24 protein-coding genes and 2 tRNA genes are annotated in these 17,959 nt (G+C 63.9%); 16 read left to right on the top strand and 10 right to left on the bottom strand.

Going from position 1 to position 17,959, the window contains the following annotated elements; genetic code table 11:
* Window positions 1-29 precede the first annotated feature (29 nt).
* A complete protein-coding gene (locus tag QX051_RS00950) occupies window positions 30-287 on the top strand; it encodes a hypothetical protein (RefSeq protein WP_315737845.1) in 258 nt (85 codons plus the stop codon).
* A gap of 48 nt (window positions 288-335) precedes the next feature.
* Here QX051_RS00950 and QX051_RS00955 read toward each other — a convergent pair whose 3' ends face one another.
* The 3 genes from QX051_RS00955 to QX051_RS00965 all read right to left on the bottom strand — a co-directional run bounded on the left by QX051_RS00955 (window position 336) and on the right by QX051_RS00965 (window position 3,397).
* On the bottom strand, window positions 336-1,421 hold the full coding sequence (locus tag QX051_RS00955) for a 3-deoxy-7-phosphoheptulonate synthase (protein ID WP_315774678.1): 1,086 nt from the start codon (window positions 1,419-1,421) through the stop codon (window positions 336-338).
* Between the two features lie 230 nt (window positions 1,422-1,651).
* On the bottom strand, window positions 1,652-2,239 hold the full coding sequence (locus QX051_RS00960) for an HdeD family acid-resistance protein (protein ID WP_315774679.1): 588 nt from the start codon (window positions 2,237-2,239) through the stop codon (window positions 1,652-1,654).
* A gap of 129 nt (window positions 2,240-2,368) precedes the next feature.
* On the bottom strand, window positions 2,369-3,397 hold the full coding sequence (locus QX051_RS00965) for a PrsW family intramembrane metalloprotease (RefSeq protein WP_315737848.1): 1,029 nt from the start codon (window positions 3,395-3,397) through the stop codon (window positions 2,369-2,371).
* A gap of 776 nt (window positions 3,398-4,173) precedes the next feature.
* Between QX051_RS00965 and QX051_RS00970 the strand changes: the two genes are divergently transcribed.
* From QX051_RS00970 to QX051_RS00985, 4 genes are all read left to right on the top strand, one after another.
* Window positions 4,174-5,322, top strand: coding sequence for a PLP-dependent cysteine synthase family protein (locus tag QX051_RS00970; protein WP_315755545.1), 1,149 nt, complete (start codon window positions 4,174-4,176; stop codon window positions 5,320-5,322).
* Window positions 5,323-5,507: 185 nt separating this feature from the next.
* Window positions 5,508-6,737 (top strand): 5-aminolevulinate synthase, encoded by a 1,230-nt coding sequence (gene hemA / locus QX051_RS00975; protein WP_315737850.1) that lies wholly within the window; start codon window positions 5,508-5,510, stop codon window positions 6,735-6,737.
* 140 nt (window positions 6,738-6,877) lie between these two features.
* Window positions 6,878-7,456 carry a hemerythrin domain-containing protein gene (locus QX051_RS00980; RefSeq protein ID WP_315774681.1) on the top strand — a complete coding sequence of 193 codons (579 nt, stop codon included), beginning with the start codon at window positions 6,878-6,880 and terminating at the stop codon, window positions 7,454-7,456.
* Between the two features lie 172 nt (window positions 7,457-7,628).
* Complete coding sequence (locus QX051_RS00985; protein WP_315737852.1) at window positions 7,629-7,754, top strand: hypothetical protein; 126 nt, start codon at window positions 7,629-7,631, stop codon at window positions 7,752-7,754.
* 278 nt (window positions 7,755-8,032) lie between these two features.
* Here QX051_RS00985 and QX051_RS00990 read toward each other — a convergent pair whose 3' ends face one another.
* Complete coding sequence (locus QX051_RS00990; protein WP_315737853.1) at window positions 8,033-8,785, bottom strand: hypothetical protein; 753 nt, start codon at window positions 8,783-8,785, stop codon at window positions 8,033-8,035.
* A 199-nt stretch (window positions 8,786-8,984) separates the two neighbouring features.
* Here QX051_RS00990 and QX051_RS00995 point away from each other — a divergent pair, with 199 nt between their 5' ends.
* The 4 genes from QX051_RS00995 (at window position 8,985) to QX051_RS01010 (ending at window position 10,345) form a co-directional block, all read left to right on the top strand.
* Window positions 8,985-9,317, top strand: coding sequence for a Rieske 2Fe-2S domain-containing protein (locus QX051_RS00995; protein WP_315774683.1), 333 nt, complete (start codon window positions 8,985-8,987; stop codon window positions 9,315-9,317).
* 214 nt (window positions 9,318-9,531) lie between these two features.
* A tRNA-Glu gene (locus QX051_RS01000) sits at window positions 9,532-9,606 on the top strand.
* 168 nt (window positions 9,607-9,774) lie between these two features.
* Window positions 9,775-10,032, top strand: coding sequence for a PilZ domain-containing protein (locus QX051_RS01005; protein WP_315712079.1), 258 nt, complete (start codon window positions 9,775-9,777; stop codon window positions 10,030-10,032).
* A 43-nt stretch (window positions 10,033-10,075) separates the two neighbouring features.
* Complete coding sequence (locus QX051_RS01010; RefSeq protein ID WP_315774685.1) at window positions 10,076-10,345, top strand: porin; 270 nt, start codon at window positions 10,076-10,078, stop codon at window positions 10,343-10,345.
* A 5-nt stretch (window positions 10,346-10,350) separates the two neighbouring features.
* Here the strand turns inward: QX051_RS01010 and QX051_RS01015 are convergent, their stop codons facing one another.
* Together QX051_RS01015 and QX051_RS01020 are read right to left on the bottom strand one after the other, a co-directional pair.
* Window positions 10,351-10,992 carry a glutathione S-transferase family protein gene (locus QX051_RS01015; RefSeq protein ID WP_315737856.1) on the bottom strand — a complete coding sequence of 214 codons (642 nt, stop codon included), beginning with the start codon at window positions 10,990-10,992 and terminating at the stop codon, window positions 10,351-10,353.
* A gap of 267 nt (window positions 10,993-11,259) precedes the next feature.
* Entirely contained in the window at window positions 11,260-11,712 is a 453-nt protein-coding gene (locus QX051_RS01020) for a VOC family protein (RefSeq protein ID WP_315737857.1), read from the bottom strand.
* Window positions 11,713-12,303: 591 nt separating this feature from the next.
* On the opposite strand from QX051_RS01020, the gene QX051_RS01025 reads away from it, so the two are divergent.
* Window positions 12,304-12,606: an HU family DNA-binding protein gene (locus tag QX051_RS01025; protein ID WP_172109121.1), complete on the top strand. Its 303-nt coding sequence runs from the start codon at window positions 12,304-12,306 to the stop codon at window positions 12,604-12,606.
* Window positions 12,607-13,056: 450 nt separating this feature from the next.
* Here the strand turns inward: QX051_RS01025 and QX051_RS01030 are convergent, their stop codons facing one another.
* Window positions 13,057-13,182 carry a hypothetical protein gene (locus QX051_RS01030; RefSeq protein WP_315774686.1) on the bottom strand — a complete coding sequence of 42 codons (126 nt, stop codon included), beginning with the start codon at window positions 13,180-13,182 and terminating at the stop codon, window positions 13,057-13,059.
* A 133-nt stretch (window positions 13,183-13,315) separates the two neighbouring features.
* Here QX051_RS01030 and QX051_RS01035 point away from each other — a divergent pair, with 133 nt between their 5' ends.
* Window positions 13,316-13,600, top strand: coding sequence for a hypothetical protein (locus QX051_RS01035; RefSeq protein WP_315774687.1), 285 nt, complete (start codon window positions 13,316-13,318; stop codon window positions 13,598-13,600).
* A 62-nt stretch (window positions 13,601-13,662) separates the two neighbouring features.
* Here the strand turns inward: QX051_RS01035 and QX051_RS01040 are convergent, their stop codons facing one another.
* Window positions 13,663-13,827 (bottom strand): hypothetical protein, encoded by a 165-nt coding sequence (locus tag QX051_RS01040; RefSeq protein WP_315737860.1) that lies wholly within the window; start codon window positions 13,825-13,827, stop codon window positions 13,663-13,665.
* 373 nt (window positions 13,828-14,200) lie between these two features.
* Here QX051_RS01040 and QX051_RS01045 point away from each other — a divergent pair, with 373 nt between their 5' ends.
* From QX051_RS01045 to QX051_RS01055, 3 genes are all read left to right on the top strand, one after another.
* Window positions 14,201-14,962 carry an SIR2 family NAD-dependent protein deacylase gene (locus QX051_RS01045; RefSeq protein ID WP_315774688.1) on the top strand — a complete coding sequence of 254 codons (762 nt, stop codon included), beginning with the start codon at window positions 14,201-14,203 and terminating at the stop codon, window positions 14,960-14,962.
* Window positions 14,963-15,162: 200 nt separating this feature from the next.
* Window positions 15,163-15,816 (top strand): cold-shock protein, encoded by a 654-nt coding sequence (locus QX051_RS01050; protein ID WP_315737862.1) that lies wholly within the window; start codon window positions 15,163-15,165, stop codon window positions 15,814-15,816.
* Window positions 15,817-15,977: 161 nt separating this feature from the next.
* Window positions 15,978-16,054, top strand: a tRNA-Pro gene (locus tag QX051_RS01055).
* Window positions 16,055-16,129: 75 nt separating this feature from the next.
* On the opposite strand, the gene QX051_RS29440 is transcribed toward QX051_RS01055, so the two are convergent.
* Window positions 16,130-16,333, bottom strand: a complete 204-nt coding sequence (locus tag QX051_RS29440) for a helix-turn-helix domain-containing protein (RefSeq protein ID WP_409998054.1) — start codon at window positions 16,331-16,333, stop codon at window positions 16,130-16,132.
* Between the two features lie 117 nt (window positions 16,334-16,450).
* On the opposite strand from QX051_RS29440, the gene QX051_RS01060 reads away from it, so the two are divergent.
* Window positions 16,451-16,720 (top strand): helix-turn-helix transcriptional regulator, encoded by a 270-nt coding sequence (locus tag QX051_RS01060; protein ID WP_315774689.1) that lies wholly within the window; start codon window positions 16,451-16,453, stop codon window positions 16,718-16,720.
* On the top strand, window positions 16,720-17,475 hold the full coding sequence (locus tag QX051_RS01065) for a hypothetical protein (RefSeq protein ID WP_315774690.1): 756 nt from the start codon (window positions 16,720-16,722) through the stop codon (window positions 17,473-17,475). The genes QX051_RS01060 and QX051_RS01065 overlap by 1 nt, the downstream gene beginning before the upstream one ends.
* A gap of 28 nt (window positions 17,476-17,503) precedes the next feature.
* Here QX051_RS01065 and QX051_RS01070 read toward each other — a convergent pair whose 3' ends face one another.
* The gene (locus QX051_RS01070) at window positions 17,504-17,917 is read right to left on the bottom strand and encodes a hypothetical protein (protein WP_315774691.1); all 414 of its coding nucleotides are present in this window, start codon (window positions 17,915-17,917) and stop codon (window positions 17,504-17,506) included.
* Window positions 17,918-17,959: the final 42 nt, after the last annotated feature.

Consider the following 17,959-nt stretch of genomic DNA (forward strand, 5'->3'; position numbering starts at 1 on the left):
TGCCGATTCCGCTGACACGGAGGAGCAACATGAAGAGACTTGCGATCGCGATGGGGCTCCTGATGGTCGTGACTGATGGCATCGCGCTGGCGCAGAGCGGCAGCGGCTCCTCCGCCGGCACCGGATCGAAGAGCGGCATGCCGCCGCAGGCGCCGGTCGGTCACCGCCAGGTCCGCCCGAGCGATTTGCCAAAGGCCGAGCAGGCCGAAGAAAATTCATTCAGCGGCATGACCAAGGAAGACCGCGAGCTCGATCGCAAGATCAAGGGCATCTGCCGCGGCTGCTGAGCGCGACCTGCGGCGCGCCCGACGCGCGCCGCTCATCGGTCGTGAGTGCTACGCCGAGCGCTCACGCGGGGAGTTGCGCTGCGCCGCACGCCGGGCGGCGACGGCTTCGGCGAGCTGCTCCAGCACCTCCACCGTCGTGTCCCAGCCGATACAGCCGTCGGTGATGCTCTGGCCGTAGGTCAGCGCCACGCCCGGCTTCACGTCCTGCCGACCCGCCACGAGATGGCTCTCGATCATCACGCCCATGATGCGCTGCTCGCCTGCGGCAAGCTGGCGTCCGACGTCGGCGGCGACCAGCGGCTGGTTCTCCGGCTTCTTGCTCGAATTGGCGTGGCTGGTGTCGATCATCAGCCGCGCCGGCAGTCCGGACTTGATCAGCTCGGCCGCGGCCTGCTCGACATGGGCGGCGTCGTAATTGGGGCCGCTGCCGCCGCGCAGGATGATGTGGCAGTCCTCGTTACCGGTGGTCGCCGCGATGCCCGAGCGGCCGCCCTTGGTCACCGCCATGAAATGATGCGGATGAGCGGCCGATTTCACCGCGTCGGCTGCGATGCGGATGTTGCCGTCGGTGCCGTTCTTGAAGCCGACCGGGCACGACAGGCCTGAGGCCAGCTCGCGGTGGATCTGGCTCTCGGTGGTGCGCGCGCCGATCGCGGCCCAGGCCACGAGGTCCGCGATGTATTGCGGCGTCGTCATGTCGAGGAATTCGCATCCCGCCGGCAGGCCGAGATTGTTGACGGCGGACAGCACGCTGCGCGCGAGCCGCAGGCCCTTGTTGATGTCGAAGGAATTGTCCAGGCCGGGATCGTTGATCAGGCCTTTCCAGCCAACGGTGGTGCGCGGCTTCTCGAAATAGACCCGCATCACGATTTCGAGGCGGTCGGCGAGGCGCTCGCGCAAGGTGGCGAGGCGGCCGGCGTAGTCGATCGCCGCGTCGGGATCGTGGATGGAGCAGGGGCCGACGATGACCAGCAGGCGGTCGTCGCTGCCGGTCAGGATGGCGTGGATCGCGTTGCGCGCCGCCATCACCACACGGGTCGCGGTGAGGGTGCGGGGGATTTCACCCATCACCTCCGCCGGCAGGCTCAATTCCTTGATTTCCTTGATACGAAGATCGTCTGTGGTGCTCAGCATGGCGGGCTCCTGGGTGTCTTGATGGGCACCTGCCGGCAACAAAAAAGCCGCCAGGTTCTGGCGGCTCGTTCGGATATCTTGCTGCAATGTGTCAGATTGAGCGCGATCCTCCCGCCGCCAGCGAGCTGTCGTAGCTAAAGTACCAATAGAAGCTGGTGGCGGCGTTGATCATGGCCATCCTATAGCGGCCGCGCGGCCGCTTGTCATCCCGAAAATCGAGCCCCCCGGCGTCAGCCGTTGCGCGCGGCGAGCGCCATGCCGATCATCGACAGCCCGCCGAACAGCAGGTTGATGCCGACCAGCAGACCGATCGCCCACATCGCCGTGCCCGGTAGCCCCGAAATGATGATGCCGGCGATCGCGATGTCGACCACGCCCGAGATTGCCAGCCACGACCAGCGCCCGGACAGCTCGCGGCGGTGCTCCAGCGCATACATGATGGTGGCGACGCCCTCGGCGAGGAAATAGACGCCGATCACGATGGTCAGCGTTACCGTCCCTTGAACCGGCTGCGCCACCAGAATGATTCCGGCGATGATGGCGAGAACCGCCGACAACAGCGACCACCAGAAGCCCGGCATGCCGCGGGCCCAGAAGGTGAGCGCGAGCCCCGTGATGCCCGAGATCAGGAACATCCAGCCGAGGAAGATCGTGACCGCAAGGCTTGCCAGCGGGGTGAGGATCATCGCAAGCAGGCCGAGTACGGCGAGGAGGATGCCCTCGATCAGGAAGGCCTTCCAATGCGTGCGCACGGCTGCGCCCATTTGCGACCTCATGCGATCGAGTTCGGGCGGAATCGTATCCTGCGGAAGGGTCATGATCGTCACTCCGGGCAAGGTCACGGGCTGGATGCCGCGTCCGCCTTCCCACGCAGATGGTGAGGAACGACGGCCGGGACAAGCGCGTGATGCGCGTTTCGTTGCTCTGATGGCGCGGCGGGGCCGGGATTATGCCGTCGTCCGCATCCGGTTGCGGCCGAAAACATAGATCGTCGTCGTGACAATCAGAAGGGCCATCCCGACGATGATCGCGGTGAGGCCCAGCGGAACCAGAACGCCGGCGACGTTGCGGTCGGGGTTGAGCAGCCAATGCCGAATCGAGGTCAGCACGAATCCCAGCCCGACGAAGCCGGCGGCGCCGCCGAGCAGCAGCAGCGCCCACATCCTGCGCAGCTGGCTCAGTCTTGCCCGCGCCACCTCGGTGCGGGGCGTGTGGTGATGGGCGACCCGGCGCACCAGCCGTACGGCGAGGCCGATCGAGGAGAACCCGATCAGCACGCTGACGCCGCCGAGCCAGAGGCGCGCGGCGGTGTCGAGCGTCGACGCCCGCTGCAGCAACAGCAATGGATAGTCGAAGGCCGCATGCAGCATCACGGGAGCGGCCAGCACCAGCGCCCAGCTCGACAGCCGTGCCCCTTCGCGATTGTGGCGGTTGGCGCCGAGCGCCGTACTGGTGCGGGCGATCGCGAGATAGGCACCGGCAATGATGCCGAGCGCGCCGTGAAACGGCACGGTGAGCACGCTGCGCAGCACCGCCAGCGAGCGCCACATCTCGGCATGCTGGACGAGGTAAGCGAGATTTTCATAGGCAGCAAAGCCGAGGCCTACGGCCGCGCCATAGAACACCGTGTCCATGGCGTTGCCGACCTGCCGGCGCCGCGACCATAGCGCGGCGATCACCGCGACCTTGGCGAGCTCTTCCGGCAAGGCGACGCCGAACAGGGCCCGGACCGCCTGGGCGATCCAGGGATTCTCCAATGTCAGCCCGACATGCTGGAACGGCATCCTGACAATGCCGAGCAGCAGCACGCTGGCTGCCCCGAGCAGGAAGGCGGTCCAGATCTTGAGCGGGGGGCCTGAATTGTCACCGGCGGCGACCACCAGCCAGAGGATCAGCAGCGCGGGAGCGATCGCCGCGGTGCCGATCACGGTCGCGAGGGCTTCGAGCAGGTTCATTTGCGATGGCAAGTAAGCCATGGTCTCCGATCATCCAATGCGGCGGAGCCGAACCGGCCCTCCACCGCCCGCGCGGGGGTGGATTTGACATCGGTCCGTGGCCGCACGGCAAGATCTACATGTCGGCAGAATGAGCCGCCCTTCAAGGGAAAGAACCGCGCCCTGGCGCTCGATTGGGGAGAGACCGCCGCAGGGCCGAGTGCAGCCGCGGTCGGCTGCCGCCCGGCTGGCCTCAACGGGGCCGGGAGGTTCTCGGCGCCGTCGCCTCGCCGCCGCGCACCGGGGCCTCCTGGCGCGGCTCGACCGGGGTCCAGGCGTCGGTGCGGGAGGTAGTTGGCGCCTGGGCGGTCGTCGGCGTTTCCACGCAGCTCAAGCGTGGCGTCGGGTCGGCCACACGCCGGCATTCCAGACCTTCAGCGAGAGCGGCCTGACTGATCGCGCACGCAACCAGAACAATCGAAAGAACTCTCATGGTGCCCCTCGGAGCAGGCGTGGGTCGCCCGTGATGCAGGCTCGACTCGGTCGTGCCGTTCGATGATGCCCAGCTTGGTCGCAAAAGCGTGCAAATATTTGACCATTCCCGCCGTCATTCAAAAGATTCTTCCGAAATTCACGCGTGCATTCCATGAGTTGCAAGCGATGCGAGCGTTTTCCGCTGATGCAAATGCGAAGCCGTTCGCTCCGTTGCGGCGCCAAGGCTCGGCGGCTGGCGCCGAACCGCTATTTGCCCCCAGCTTGCTCGGCATGGGCGGCCGGGCGGGCTTGATGTGGCGAAGGGATCATGGTCGGTTGCCGCGATGAATTCGCCGCCTTGGTCAGCTTCCGACAGAGCCCGTGGTCCACGCTATCGCCGTGGCTGGGTCGACGACGCCGTGGCGGCCATCGAGGCCGACCAGTGCCGGACCGCCGACACGCACTTGATCCGGCTGATCGTGCCCGCGCTCGCGGGCATCGACATCTACCTGAAGGACGAGTCGACCCATCCGACCGGGAGCCTCAAGCATCGGCTGGCCCGATCGCTGTTTCTCTATGCGTTGTGCAACGGCCACATCCGCGAAGGCACGCCCGTGGTCGAGGCCTCCTCCGGGTCGACAGCGGTATCGGAAGCCTATTTCGCGCAGATGATCGGCGTGCCGTTCTACGCGGTAATGCCGCGCACCACCTCGGCGGAGAAGATCGCCGCGATCACGCATTACGGCGGCAACTGCCATCTCATCGATGACGGCCGGTTTCTCTATGCCGAGGCGGCTGCGCTCGCGAGCCGGCTCGGCGGCCATTACATGGACCAGTTCACGTTCGCCGAACGTGCCACCGATTGGCGCGGCAACAACAACATCGCCGAGTCGATCTTCAACCAGCTGCAGGGCGAGCGCTGCCCGCTGCCGGAATGGATCGTGATGGGCGCGGGCACCGGCGGCACGTCGGCGACGATCGGCCGCTATCTGCGCTACCGCCGCCACCCGACGCGGCTGTGCGTCGCCGATGTCGAGCATTCCGCGTTCTTTGACGCCTTCTGCAACGGCGACAGCGCCCGGACGTGCGAACGGCCGTCGCTGATCGAGGGCGTCGGCCGTCCGCGCTGCGAGCCATCCTTCGTGCCGGGGGTCGTGGATCGCATGATGAAGGTGCCGGATGCCGCCTCCGTCGCGGCGATGAACGTGCTGACGCGGCGGCTGCGCCGGCCGGTCGGCGGCTCGACCGGGACCAATTTCCTGGCGCTGTGCCGGCTGGCGGCCGAGATGCGGCAGGATGGACAGAGCGGCTCACTGGTCACGCTGATCTGCGATTCCGGGGAGCGCTATCGCCAAACCTATTACGAGCCGCAATGGCTCTCCGCGCGCGGTCTCGACCCCGCGCCGTACGAGGCAGCTCTGTCTGCCTTCCTCGACACCGGTGCGCCGCTGCGGCTCGAGGTTGCCGATGCGGAGAACCCGCTGCGCGCCTGAACGCCTCCCGGGGGGCGTCGCGGACCGCGGCGAGCGGCATCCGGATGCCCGGCATCGTGCGCGATCCCTGATCTGGATCAACGAAGGACGCGCCGGATTGCGCTTTGGTCCGACCCCGAACAGGCCTCCAAGGGCGCGCCGGAACGCAGGTTCGGGACGCGGGCAGGGGAAGGACGGATCAGGTGATGAACTACGACAGCTATTTCGAGCGTGCCCTCGACCAGTTGCACCAGGAACGGCGCTATCGCGTCTTCGCCGATCTGGAGCGCCTCGCCGGCCGTTTCCCCCGCGCAATCTGGCATTCGCCGGAGGGGCCGAAGGACGTCGTGATCTGGTGCTCCAATGACTATCTCGGCATGGGCCAGCATCCGAAGGTGATCGGCGCCATGGTCGATGTCGCCGCGCGCATGGGCACCGGCGCCGGCGGCACCCGCAACATCGCCGGCACCAACCATCCGCTGATCGAGCTCGAGCGCGAGCTTGCCGATCTCCACGGCAAGGAAGCGGCGCTGGTGTTCACCTCGGGCTACGTCTCCAACGAGACCGGCATCTCGACCATCGCAAAACTGCTGCCGAACTGCCTGCTGCTGTCGGACGCGCTCAACCACAATTCGATGATCGAGGGTGTCCGCAAGGCCGGGAGCGAGAAGCAGGTCTGGCGGCATAACGACCTCGCCCATCTCGAGGAGCTGCTGCGGGCGGCCGATCCCGACCGGCCCAAGCTGATCGTCTGCGAGAGCCTGTATTCGATGGATGGGGATGTCGCGCCCTTGCACCGGATCTGCGATCTCGCCGAGCGTTATGGCGCGCTCACTTACGTCGACGAGGTCCATGCGGTCGGCATGTACGGCCCGCGCGGCGGCGGCATCGCCGAGCGCGACGGCGCGATGGCCCGCATCGACATCCTCGAAGGCACGCTCGCCAAGGCCTATGGCTGCCTCGGCGGCTACATCGCCGCCAATGCCAATCTGATCGACGCCGTCCGCTCCTATGCGCCGGGCTTCATCTTCACCACCGCCTTGCCGCCGCCGGTCTGCGCCGCCGCGACCGCCGCGATCCGCCACCTCAAGACCTCGCAGTGGGAGCGTGACCGGCACCAGGATCGGGCGGCCCGACTCAAGGCCGTGCTGAACGCCGCCGGGCTGCCGGTCATGCCGTCCGACACGCACATCGTGCCGGTGCATGTCGGCGATCCCGAGAAGTGCAAGACGGCGTCCGACCTGCTCTTGTCCGAGCACGGCATCTACATCCAGCCGATCAACTATCCGACCGTGCCGCGCGGCCTGGAGCGGCTGCGGATCACGCCATCGCCCTACCATGATGACGGCCTGATCGACGCCCTGGCCGAGGCGCTGGTCGACGTTTGGGACCGGCTCGGCCTTGCGCGGGCGCCGCAGGCGCTGGCCGCGGAGTGAGCCCGTCCCGCTGACCTATCACATCGGCCAGTCAGTTTGATCTGCCGCAATGCCGCCCGCGCTCGCGCGGGCGTAGTCTTTTGTGTTCAGGGAAAATGCCGGTTCGGCAGGGCCCGGCCGGCGCACAGGCGAGGGCGGCCATGGCTAGGATCATCGAAGCGCTGCTGCAGGAGCACGAGAATCTCGAGAAGCTTCTGTCGGTGCTCGAGCACGAATTGGAGCTGTTTGATCACAATCGGCGGCCGGACTACGACATCCTGCAAAGCATCATCGCCTATTTCGAGGACTATCCGCAGCGCTGTCATCATCCCAAGGAGGAGATGATCTTCGACAAGCTGCGCGAGCGCGACCCTGCCGCGGCCGCAGCCTATGGCGACGTCGACGACGAGCACGAGACCGAGGCGCGGCGGCTGCGCGGCTTTGCCGACGCCGTGAACGCGGTGCTGTCGGACCAGGAGATCCTGCGCGAAAGCTTTCATGCCGCCGTGCACCAGTTCATCGACAGCCAGCGCGAGCATCTGCGCAAGGAGGAGACCCTGCTGTTTCCCGCGGCGCTGCGCACCCTGAGCGCGGAGGACTGGGCCGATATCGATGCCCGCATGTCCGACCGCAAGGACCCGCTGTTCGACGGCGACGTCGCCGAGAAGTTCCACAATCTCGAGCGGACCATCCTGCGCTGGGAACAGGAGGCGGAGCAGGCGCGCGCCACCGCCGGCTGATGGCGTTTTGCCCAATTGCGCCCCGTGGTTGCTGGACTATAGTTCCAGTCGGGGCAGGCACTCTTTCGCGGAGCTGGCTATGGCCGCTTTGAACACTGGGCTCAATCCGGTCCGAGGTTCGTCGAATGCAGGGGGAGGGGCAGACGCGGCCCGGACGCCTGCGCAGGTCCCGATGGCGCAGCAGAGTGCCTTTGGCAGCCACGGCTACGACATGTATCCCCAGGAGCTCGTCCGGCTGTCGGGCTGCCAGGAGCAGGCGCTGCGCCGTGAGACGAAGCGCACCTTGCAACTGAGCTGACGGTCTTGTCCGATCTCGCCGTTCGATGGTCCTCGCGCTGCTTCATGGCCGGAACGCAAACCCGGGATCATGGTTGTAGAGCTCAGGATCGTGGTTATTCCGGTATACGTGCGTTAACCTATCATTAACCAGATCGCGCGACCCTGTTCGCATATTCCCCAGGAATGCGACGGAACCGGACGGCCGGAGCCGGCAGTCGCGACAAGAGGCCGGCGGCGTAACGCCCGCCGGCCTTTTTGCGTGGGCGGGTCAGCTGGAATTGACACCGCACCCTTGCGTCAGTTGCGCCGCGCCAGCGAGCGCAGGAACCCCTGATATTCCTCATTCAATTCCATATCGACCGCGGGCGCGAGCCTCAGCAGGACATTGGCGATGAACGCCTGGTCGTTTCGCGGCTCCTCCAGCACCTCGCGCAGCACCGGGACGTTGTCCTCGATGTGATGCAGAAAGGCGACGCCTTTCTCCGCCGTCTCGGTCCAGCGCGCCCGCGTCCATTTCGCCAGCGGATACATGATCTCGTGGACGAAGTTCGACTTGCGCGCCTTCTCGAAGAAGCGCAGTCCGGCGCTCCAATATTCCTTGGCGCGCAGTGGCGGCGGCGGCAGATCGCCCGTCAGCATCTTCTTGCCGGCCTGGCCGACGAAATCGTCGAGCGTGGTCGGTGCATCGATCGTGGCGCGAAAGTGCCACAGCGCGAACGAGCCGGGAAAATCCTTGCCCATGCCGTCGAGCAAGGCGGTCTCGACCTTGTCGACCGCGGCCTTGTCGCCCTTCAGCGACGCCGTCATCGCGAAGGCGAACAGCGCGTCGTTGCCGACCTCGTGGACGCCGCCGTTCTGCAATTGCGCCGCCGACAATGCGGGTGTCTTGCCGTCTGCAGGCACCGTGGCCTCGCCAGCGCGCTGCGCCTTGATGAAGGCGGTGATCTCGAGCCAGCCCATGAGGTTGGCGATGAAGGCGTCGGGATCGACATGCACGATGGCGAGATTGAGCGGCTCCTTGCGTGTTCTCAGCTCGGTCATGTCGGTCATGTCGCACTCCGCCGCAACTCGCCGCCGAGCGGTCTGTCGCCTTTGCGACACGTCGGCTCGTTCGACCAGATCTGCAGGGCAGGCAGCAAGAAGGGTGCCACGGTCTTGTCGGGCTCGCGGGGTACAGCGCGGTCCGCGGAACGAGTTTTGCTCGTGGTCCTTCGATTGCGATGGTCGCAATGGAGCATGAGGCCAGCGAATGTTCACCCGCGTCTGCAAGGCCGACACCATCGACGAAGGCGGCATGCGCCTCGTCATCGCCGACGCCCAGCTCATCATCCTTGCCTGGCCCGACAATGGCGAGCTCAAGGCGTTCCAGGGCGTCTGCCCGCACACGGCGGCGCCGATGGAGGAGGCCGGCTTCGACGGCCGCGTCCTCAGTTGCCCCATGCACAATTGGACGTGGGATGCTTTCACCGGTACGCCGCTCCACCCGCCGGAGAGCGCGCTGGCGCAATATCCGGTCAAGGTCGAGGAGGGCGTGGTCTACATCGACACGGACGGCATCTCCCCGCTGTTTGCGGCGCGTTGAGCATGGCCGGAGGAGCGCGGAAAGACCGCCAAGGGGTGGCTTGCCCGGCCGGCGAAACGCCTCTATACGTTCGGCGCGCGGCACGGAATCACCGTCGGTGGTTCAGCCGACCTCGCAGGTCACCGCCTCAAGCGACTGATTTGCTGAAGGTTTTATCGAAACGTGCAAGCGGCGATGGCACCAGGGCCTCGTGCCCTCTGGCATCGTGCGTATTGCTCCCTTCGTCTATCGGTTAGGACGCCACCCTTTCACGGTGGAGAGAGCGGTTCGATTCCGCTAGGGAGCGCCACTCCGCGCCGGCTTTCCTTGCCCATCCCCCGATCTTGAAATCCACGGTCCGCGTCGAGATGCGGTCGGCGTGAGGTCTGCGCTCATGCACCGCAGGCGAGTACGTGGTCCGGTCAACCGTCCATTAGGGTCCTTGCCGTACTGCAGCGGGCGAAGCAGGAGCAGGATGATGGCCGCGCCCAAGAAGCGGGAAGCCCGCAAATCGATGAAGCAGCCGGCGTGGATCACGCTGGATGGCGGGTTCGCCGTGCGCCATTGCCTGGTTCAGGACATTTCCAGCGCCGGCGCCAAGCTGACCCTGCAGGACGCGGCGGCGCTGCCGGCGACCATCCGGCTCGCCTTCGCGCGCGACGCAAGAACGGGCCGCCAGTGCCAGGTGGTGTGGCGCCGCGGCGCCTCGGTCGGCGTCAAGTTCATCGGCAAGTAGACGTCGCTGTCGCATCCCTGCGGCAGACGCGCTAACAAGCAGCATGTGTCGATCTCTCATCCTGGGCGCCATCGCGGCGCTGGCCGCCGTGACCGTGGCAACCGCCGGCTCGCCGGGATCATCGCTTCTTGCGCCACCGCTTCCCGCGCCGAAGGCGGCTGGACCCAACAAGGCTGCACTCCGTTCAGGCGCCGCCAGCAACAATCCCTGCGCGTCTTACGGTGCCAACTTCGTACGCGTCGAGGGAACCAATACCTGCGTGAAGGTTGGCGGGGCCTTGCGCGTCGAGATGGGCACCTCGGCCAGCCGCTGAGGTGCTCACGACAGCGGCGGCGCGATGTGGCGGATGAAGGCCGGGCGTCGCGCGATCTCCCCGTACCAGCGCGCGAGACTCGGCAGCTCCGGCTTGACGACACCTTCAACTCCGAACCAGCGCCGGGCATAGGCGCCGAGCGCGATGTCGGCGAGCGTGAAGCGCTCGGCCTCGACATGGCTGCGCGTGGCCAGATGCGTGTCGAGGATGCGCCACATCGCCGCGGCGTCGTCGGCCGCCTTCTGCAAGGCGGCCATGTCGCGCTGCTCCGCCGGCGTTCGCACCAATCCCCAGAACAGCGGACGCTCGATCGGCTGCACCGTCGACAGCGTCCAGTCCAGCCAGCGCTCCACCGCGGCGCGGTGCCGCGGCGTCGTTGGATAAAGCGGCGTGCCATCGCCATGGGCGAGGCAGAGATAGCGCATGATCGCGTTGCTCTCCCACAGCACGAAATCGCCCTCGACCAGCGTCGGGATGCGGCCGTTCGGATTCATCGCGAGATAATCCGCTTCGTTGTTGCGGCCGAACTGCATGCCCGCGTCGATACGGTCATAAGGGACATCGAGCTCGGCGAGACACCACAGCACCTTCTGCACGTTCACCGAATTGGGGCGGCCCCAGATCGTCAGTCTGTTGTCGGCGGACACGTCCGGCTCCTGTCTGGGCGAGCGGCATTGCTAGCGAATGTTACGCAAAAAGCCCCGCTCGAAGCGGGGCTTTTCCGTCGAACGCGTCGTGCGCGGCGATCAGTGGCCGAAGAACAGCCACAGCAGAATGATCACCGGAATCGGCACGCCCAACAACCACAGTAGAATTCCTCGACCCATCTCGGCCTCCTCGAATCCTCTCCATCAATCGGAGCGACAACGCGAGGATGGCCTCGATGTTCCGGCAGGTGGAGGAGTGCGAACAGCTCACCAATGTCCGGTGTTCGGCATCGACAGCCAGGGCTCGGCCGGCGCCTTCGGCTCGCCCTTCTGCAACAGCTCGATCGAGTGCAGATCGGGCGAGCGGATGAAGGCCATGTTGCCGTCGCGCGGCGGCCGGTTGATGGTAATGCCGAGCTTCATCAGCCGGTCGCAGGTGGCGTAGATGTCGTCGACCTCATAGGCGAGATGGCCGAAGAAGCGGTCCTCGCCATAGCTCTCCTCGTCCCAATTGTAGGTGAGCTCGACCAGCGGGGCGCCGCGCGTCGGCGGCAGGCTCTTCAGCAGGTGTTCATCTTCGGGTGCGCAGAGAAACACCAGCGTGAAGCGACCCTTGTCGTTGTCGATCCGGCGCACCTCCTTGAGGCCGAGCGCATCGGAATAGAATTTGAGCGCGGCGTCGAGATTGCGCACGCGCAGCATGGTGTGGAGATAACGCATCGTTTCTTCTCTCCCTGAACTCGAAGCGGATGCTCAACGGCCGCCTGCGGACGCCGATCCATAGCAGCAATTCGTGCGCCCGTGTATCGAGCCTGATGCTGCGGCGATGCCGGCTCGCGCGGATGTGCAGTGCGCGCGGCGACGCATTCGACGGGGCTGCGCGGTGTTGCGAGAGCCTCTCCGTATGCCAGCGAATCGCTGTTTTGGCGGTGATTCGGGGCAGGGATGAACGGGCGCGATGCGACCGCATGCAGGGATTTCAGCGTGTTTCGCCTGCAATGTGAGGCCAAAATCACGCAGGACCATCGAAAATGCCTGGAAATATAGGGGAAAATGAATCGCATGCTCCGTTCGATCGCCATCGCAGCTTGACTTCTGCGCGCTCCGTTGGAATTTTGGCGCCGCTGTGGGTGCTTCGGGGCCCCTTGAAATGCAGGAGAATCCCGAAAAATCGCGGGGTGATACGCCACCAGACGACTGAAGTCCCGGCTGTGCAATGCAGCCAGAATGCCCCGACCAGTCTGCGCAGCAATGCGCTGATAGCCGCGCAGTCGTCACGTCATTCACCGGTACCAATCACAAGGAGATACGATGGCTACCCAACTTTCCAAGTCGCAGCTGATCGAGAAGATTGCGACCTCGACCGAGCTGTCCAAGCGCGACGTCAAGAACGTCATGGAGACGCTCACCGACGTCGGCCACAAGGAGCTGAAGAAGAACGGCGTGTTCCTGGTGCCGGGCTTCGCCAAGTTCGTCGTCGTCAAGAAACCCGCCGTGAAGGCGCGCAAGGGCACCAACCCCTTCACCGGCGAAGAGATGATGTTCAAGGCCAAGCCGGCCCGCAAGATCGTGCGCGCGCGCCCGGTCAAGGCCGCCAAGGACGCGGTTGCCTGATCTGACCGTCAGTCACGGTCGTGATCACGTCAGAGGCCCCCTGAGAAGGGGGCCTCTTTCGTTGCGGAATGTGTAGGCTGCAGCGGGCCTGAGTGTCGCGTTCGCGGATCGCGAAGTCTCGCGCGGGGAGAGCGGAAAACGACAGCAGCGCCAGCGCGACGGAATATCTTCGTCGCGTGGCGCCACCCTCGAGCACTGGGCCCTGAAATCCCCAGTACTGATCTGTCTCGGCGTGCCGCAGGAAGGTTCAAGGGTTTTTCCGGGAAGATTGACCGGCCCGTGCGGCCTCCGCCCAAGCGGGCAGCGTCGTCGCGCGCGCCGGGGACAAGCTGGTGGATATTGCGCAGCAAGCCGTTGATCCGGGAGCCAAAAGACACAGACTGGGAGCTGTGGACAGGCGTTGGATCGATTGTGGATGAGCCTCCGGCGTGATCGCCACGCGGCTCGGCGTCAGTCGCGGTCCAGATACGCTCCGTCTTCCGTACCGGCCGCCTCGGTCCCGGGATGAAGGAACGCAAGCACGACGAAGCCGCCATAGCCGATGATGTTGAATAGAAGTTCCAGCCAGGATGCCATCGCGGACTCCCCCTAGAGCGGTGAACGCATGACTAGCGTTACCGTTCCCGCCGCGCGCGGGGGGCGACCAGCCTGCAACCAATTCCCCCGCATCTGCGTTGTTTGGACGCATCGGAATTGGAGGACATCGATCATGAGAAAGGCATGGGCAGTTCTGGCGACCGCGGGTGCCGTCGCCGTCACCGCATTGGCGGCACCCGCGCCGGCACAGGCGCGCGGTCTTGGTCCGGGTCTCGCATTCGGCCTCGCGGCGGGCGCGCTGACCGCCGGCGCGATCGCGGCGTCGCATCCCTATTATTATGGTCCGGGCTACGACTACTATGACTACGGCCCGCGTTACGTCTACGCGCCCGGCCCGTATGCCTATTACGGCGGACCGTACTATCATCGCTACCACCACTGGCGTCATCACTGGTAGACGTCAGTCGTGAGAAGGAGAGCCCGGATGGCGATAGCCTCCGGGCTCTCGTTTCATCCCTGCTATTCCGCGGCCTCGCCGCGCTGCGCCTTCTTCCACGCCGAGCGGGCATATTCCTCGCGTTCGCGCGCGAACTTCTCCTGGGTCGACTTGAACCGTGCAATCCTTGCGGTGATGTCGGCGCGCTCCTTCGCGCGGCGGTCGTCCTGCGTCTCGTTCTGCCTCACGGATCCTCTCTGCTCCGGTTGCTATCCGGCGAGCCTCGCCGTGAGACGCGTGACAAACTTCCTGGCGAATCGCTGGCGCGATGTGGATGTCCGATTGAGGCGTGATTGCGGACGCACGGCCCGGCTGCAGGCGGGCCGCGCGTTTTGCCGGGGACAGACCGCGGGAGGCGAGCAGCGCCAACGTCTTCAGGTAGACACGGAACAATCCGACTCGTTTTGCTTGTAGCCGCGTCGTTCACGGCCGGTTCCGGTGGAGACGGAGTGGCACGACGACGCAGCCGGGCCGGACACGCTTGGAGGCGGGAGCCAGTTTGTCGTGCTATGAAGGGAGGACAATGATGATGCGAGGTCTCATGGTTCGGGGCAGCCGCTGATGATTGCATCCGATCTGCACGACGGGGTGAATCGCCTGGGAGACATGATCGCTGCGGCGCGTGTGATCGTGCCCTTCACCGGCGCTGGACTATCGACCGAGACGGGCATTCCGGATTTCCGTTCTCCCGGCGGTCTATGGACGCGCAACCGGCCGATCCATTTCGACGAATTCCTCGCCAGCCAGGAGGCGCGGGACGAGGCTTGGCGGCGGCGCTTCGCGATGCAGGAGACGTTTGCCGCGGCGCGGCCCGGCCGCGGCCATCTGGCGCTTTCGTCGCTCTACCGTGCGGGGAAAATTCCGGCCGTCATCACTCAGAACATCGACAACCTGCACCAGGACTCCGGTTTCGCTCCGGATCACGTCATCGAACTGCACGGCAACACCACCTACGCGCGATGCATCGGATGCGGGCAGCGCTATGAGCTCAACTGGGTGCGCGAGCGCTTCGAGGCCGACGGTGCCGCGCCGGATTGTCCCGAATGCGCGGAGCCGGTGAAGACGGCGACGGTATCCTTTGGTCAGTCGATGCCCGAGCATGAAATGCAGCGTGCCACCGAACTCGCGCAGCACTGCGATCTGTTCGTCGCGATCGGCTCATCGCTGGTTGTGTGGCCGGCCGCGGGCTTTCCATTGATGGCAAAGCGGGCTGGCGCGCAACTCGTGATCATCAACCGGGAACCGACCGATCAGGACGACGTTGCAGACCTTGTTATCCACCACGACATCGGCGAAGTACTCGGATCGTTCGTCCGTAATTGAACGGAAATTGATGCATTTTTGTCGGCATCTCTGTTCATATGCCTCACTGAAACCGATTTTTATCTATGCGCGGCACGAGGGAATGTTATCTTTGATTCGAGAGATTCGCGTGACTCATCGTGGGTATAGGTGGTGAGCACGTGTATGAGGGCGCCGTTGCAGGGGTGGCGGCTCACAATTCATATGTGAGGTCCGGGGTTATGGGGTCGGACGGATTTGAGTCCAAGAAGCTTGGGATGCCGGTCGTTGGTGTATCGACACCAACCCGGCTCGGGGCGGAATATCAAACCGGCGTCGCGCGCGACTCGGCAATCGATGCGATGACCGGTCTTGGCGAGAACCTCGTCGAAATCAGCGGTGTCATCAAATGGTTCGACGCCTCGAAGGGATACGGTTTCATCGTTCCCGACAATGGCTGGCCGGACGTGCTGCTGCACGTCACGGTGCTCAGGCGCGACGGCTACCAGACCGCCTATGAAGGTGCTCGCCTGGTGGTGGAGTGCGTGCAGCGCTCCAAGGGCTACCAGGCGTTCCGCATCGTCTCGATGGACGAGTCGACGGCGATCCATCCGGCGCAGATGCTGCCGCCGCGCACCCATGTGACGGTGACGCCGACCAGCGGGCTGGAGCGAGCCCAGGTCAAGTGGTTCAACCGGCTGCGCGGCTTCGGCTTCGTGACCTGCGGGGAAGGGAGCCCGGACATTTTCGTCCACATGGAGACCCTGCGCCGCTACGGCATGACCGAGCTGCGCCCCGGCCAATGGGTGCTGGTCCGCTACGGGCCCGGCTCCAAGGGCATGATGGCGGCCGAGATCCACCCCGAGACGGGCTCGCCGGCATTGTCCTCGCACTGAGCGGATGCTTCCTGCGACCACGGTATTTGACGGCCCCCGGAACGGCGCTTCCTGGGGCCGTTTTCATGTCGGCTCCGCTTCACGGACCGGGCCGCGGTCTTGCTGCGGAGGCCGCGACCGTGTAGTGACGGGTCCTCCAGGACAATGGTCCTTGAGAACATCGGGGTATAGCGCAGCCTGGTAGCGCGGCAGTTTTGGGTACTGCAGGTCGTTGGTTCGAATCCAGCTGCCCCGACCAAGATTTTTGATTTAAAATCAATGACTTAGCAAAAAATTGGCGTCTATAGCACTCAGATTGGTTGGCACGCCAATATTATTCTGCAGACTTAGGTTGCCGCTCAGGCAACGCCCTCCAGAACCTCTCCAGCTCACTCGTTAGCAAGAGCACGCGCCCTCCGTACTTCTTCGCTTTCAGGTCTCCACGCGCGATCGCGCGGTCGAGTGTGTTGATGGAAACACCTAACGCCTTGGCTGCTTCCTTTCGCGTTAGCACGCGCGGCCGGTCGTCGAGGTTCATAGCCGCTCCGAGGAGAAGAGTATTCGATGTCGACTATAGACTGTGTATTTCCAGACACAAGAAATATGTTGGCTATAGAATGTGGTTTTATAGGCTTCGAGGTGTTGGCTTCATGCCATGGATGCGCGAGGCCTGCTTGCTTGGAACTTACGGAGATGGCGCGTTAGACGCGAGTTGTCCCAGGAACAGCTTGCCGTCGACGCCGATGTAAACCGGACGTATGTCAGCGGTGTAGAGCGGGGAGTAGAAAACCCTACAATCGAGTTGCTGGAGCGGCTCGCTAAGGCGCTTTCAATTGAGCTGGCGGATCTCTTTGCAAAGCCCGCGCCGAAGGAGCGGCCACCTAAGCCACTCGTCGCTGGAAGAAAGAAGAAAGCTCCGCGCTAATGATCGAGCCATCGAAAATCGAAAGATATTCCGATGAACGATTTCTGGAAACCAGCACGTCACGAAAACCGACTTGGACTGCCTCGCACGGCGATTGCTCTGCGCGGGCGTGGATCAGTGGATTGAGGAGAGAGTTTTGTTCCGATTTTGGCTTCCTAAGCCGTACGGTTTCTTTCCTTATTAGTCAACAGGAGCGCGGACAGGTCGCGGTCGGTAACCTTCATGTTTGGCGAAGTCATCCTGACGATGAGCACTTCCCAAATCTTGAAGGGTTCCTCAATTGCTGTGACATGATCTCTCAAGATAGCTACAACTCAGCTTATGTCGTTTCGAAGTTGTGGGGTGGTGAGGATGAAGGCCAATGGGGCTGGACTGATAAGCCGTTTGCCTACGGCGACCTCATCATCTTCAATCGACTGGTCAGCGACGCCCAGAAATCGAAGGATATTTCCGCAGTCTGGGCGCTTGTTAACGAACTGCTACATCACCTTCAGCGCATCAGTGGCAAACATTTGACGTCGGCAATTATGCTGAAAGCGTTCCCGCTCGAGTTTGAAGGCAATGTTGATGCCAAAAACAAGAAAAAATTTGAGCGTCGGAAGCGTGCATTGATGCGACACTATCGACAAAGGATGGGCTTTGAACCGGTGCCGAATTCGTCGCTGGCTAAAGAAGGCTGGATGCTAAAACTAATCAATTCGTTTGCGGCACCAGAAAAACGACGGCGGCGCACCGCGCGCAATCCCGAGATCTGACGCATATTTCTGGGAGCCTCGCGACTCCTCACTTGTCACGAGGCCACAACTTCAATTGGTCAATTTTGTTAATCGCTTCTGCCACCGTGCATTGATCTACGTCCATAACGTGCGTGACCTGCCCAATTTTCCAATCTCGATCAGCCATTGCTCGCCCGGCGGCAATCGGGTCGTCGAGTCGAAAAGCTGCCCGATCAGGGAAACGGGCATCCAACGCCAAATGGATCTCCCGGTAGTCCTGCTCGGTGAATTGTCGGGGTGGTCTCTCACGTCGTGCGGTTGTGCGATCAGTCCATAGCTTCGATCTGGCTTCGTTCAACTCGCGTAGTTTTTGACCGATCTCGCGGCGGTTCTGATCCGTGAGAGCGTCCAACAATATGTGAAATTGCTGATCAAGATCGCCGAGTTGACCATCAATTTGTTCTTGTGTCAGTTTCGTCATTTCAATGGCCTGCGATCTCTTCGGACTTCCTAGATCATCCAG

This window comes from Bradyrhizobium sp. SZCCHNR1053 (assembly GCF_032381235.1).
Lineage (GTDB): Bacteria > Pseudomonadota > Alphaproteobacteria > Rhizobiales > Xanthobacteraceae > Bradyrhizobium.

Excerpts from the sequence above, each read along its gene's own strand:
- QX051_RS00950 (WP_315737845.1), top strand. The coding sequence starts at position 30 with ATGAAGAGACTTGCGATCGCGATGGGGCTCCTGATGGTCGTGACTGAT.
- QX051_RS00955 (WP_315774678.1), bottom strand. The coding sequence starts at position 1,421 with ATGCTGAGCACCACAGACGATCTTCGTATCAAGGAAATCAAGGAATTG.
- QX051_RS00960 (WP_315774679.1), bottom strand. The coding sequence starts at position 2,239 with ATGACCCTTCCGCAGGATACGATTCCGCCCGAACTCGATCGCATGAGG.
- QX051_RS00965 (WP_315737848.1), bottom strand. The coding sequence starts at position 3,397 with ATGGCTTACTTGCCATCGCAAATGAACCTGCTCGAAGCCCTCGCGACC.
- QX051_RS00970 (WP_315755545.1), top strand. The coding sequence starts at position 4,174 with ATGAATTCGCCGCCTTGGTCAGCTTCCGACAGAGCCCGTGGTCCACGC.
- hemA (WP_315737850.1), top strand. The coding sequence starts at position 5,508 with ATGAACTACGACAGCTATTTCGAGCGTGCCCTCGACCAGTTGCACCAG.
- QX051_RS00980 (WP_315774681.1), top strand. The coding sequence starts at position 6,878 with ATGGCTAGGATCATCGAAGCGCTGCTGCAGGAGCACGAGAATCTCGAG.
- QX051_RS00985 (WP_315737852.1), top strand. The coding sequence starts at position 7,629 with ATGGCGCAGCAGAGTGCCTTTGGCAGCCACGGCTACGACATGTATCCC.
- QX051_RS00990 (WP_315737853.1), bottom strand. The coding sequence starts at position 8,785 with ATGACCGACATGACCGAGCTGAGAACACGCAAGGAGCCGCTCAATCTC.
- QX051_RS00995 (WP_315774683.1), top strand. The coding sequence starts at position 8,985 with ATGTTCACCCGCGTCTGCAAGGCCGACACCATCGACGAAGGCGGCATG.
- QX051_RS01005 (WP_315712079.1), top strand. The coding sequence starts at position 9,775 with ATGGCCGCGCCCAAGAAGCGGGAAGCCCGCAAATCGATGAAGCAGCCG.
- QX051_RS01010 (WP_315774685.1), top strand. The coding sequence starts at position 10,076 with ATGTGTCGATCTCTCATCCTGGGCGCCATCGCGGCGCTGGCCGCCGTG.
- QX051_RS01020 (WP_315737857.1), bottom strand. The coding sequence starts at position 11,712 with ATGCGTTATCTCCACACCATGCTGCGCGTGCGCAATCTCGACGCCGCG.
- QX051_RS01025 (WP_172109121.1), top strand. The coding sequence starts at position 12,304 with ATGGCTACCCAACTTTCCAAGTCGCAGCTGATCGAGAAGATTGCGACC.
- QX051_RS01030 (WP_315774686.1), bottom strand. The coding sequence starts at position 13,182 with ATGGCATCCTGGCTGGAACTTCTATTCAACATCATCGGCTATGGCGGC.
- QX051_RS01035 (WP_315774687.1), top strand. The coding sequence starts at position 13,316 with ATGAGAAAGGCATGGGCAGTTCTGGCGACCGCGGGTGCCGTCGCCGTC.
- QX051_RS01045 (WP_315774688.1), top strand. The coding sequence starts at position 14,201 with ATGATTGCATCCGATCTGCACGACGGGGTGAATCGCCTGGGAGACATG.
- QX051_RS01050 (WP_315737862.1), top strand. The coding sequence starts at position 15,163 with ATGGGGTCGGACGGATTTGAGTCCAAGAAGCTTGGGATGCCGGTCGTT.
- QX051_RS29440 (WP_409998054.1), bottom strand. The coding sequence starts at position 16,333 with ATGAACCTCGACGACCGGCCGCGCGTGCTAACGCGAAAGGAAGCAGCC.
- QX051_RS01060 (WP_315774689.1), top strand. The coding sequence starts at position 16,451 with ATGGATGCGCGAGGCCTGCTTGCTTGGAACTTACGGAGATGGCGCGTT.
- QX051_RS01065 (WP_315774690.1), top strand. The coding sequence starts at position 16,720 with ATGATCGAGCCATCGAAAATCGAAAGATATTCCGATGAACGATTTCTG.
- QX051_RS01070 (WP_315774691.1), bottom strand. The coding sequence starts at position 17,917 with ATGACGAAACTGACACAAGAACAAATTGATGGTCAACTCGGCGATCTT.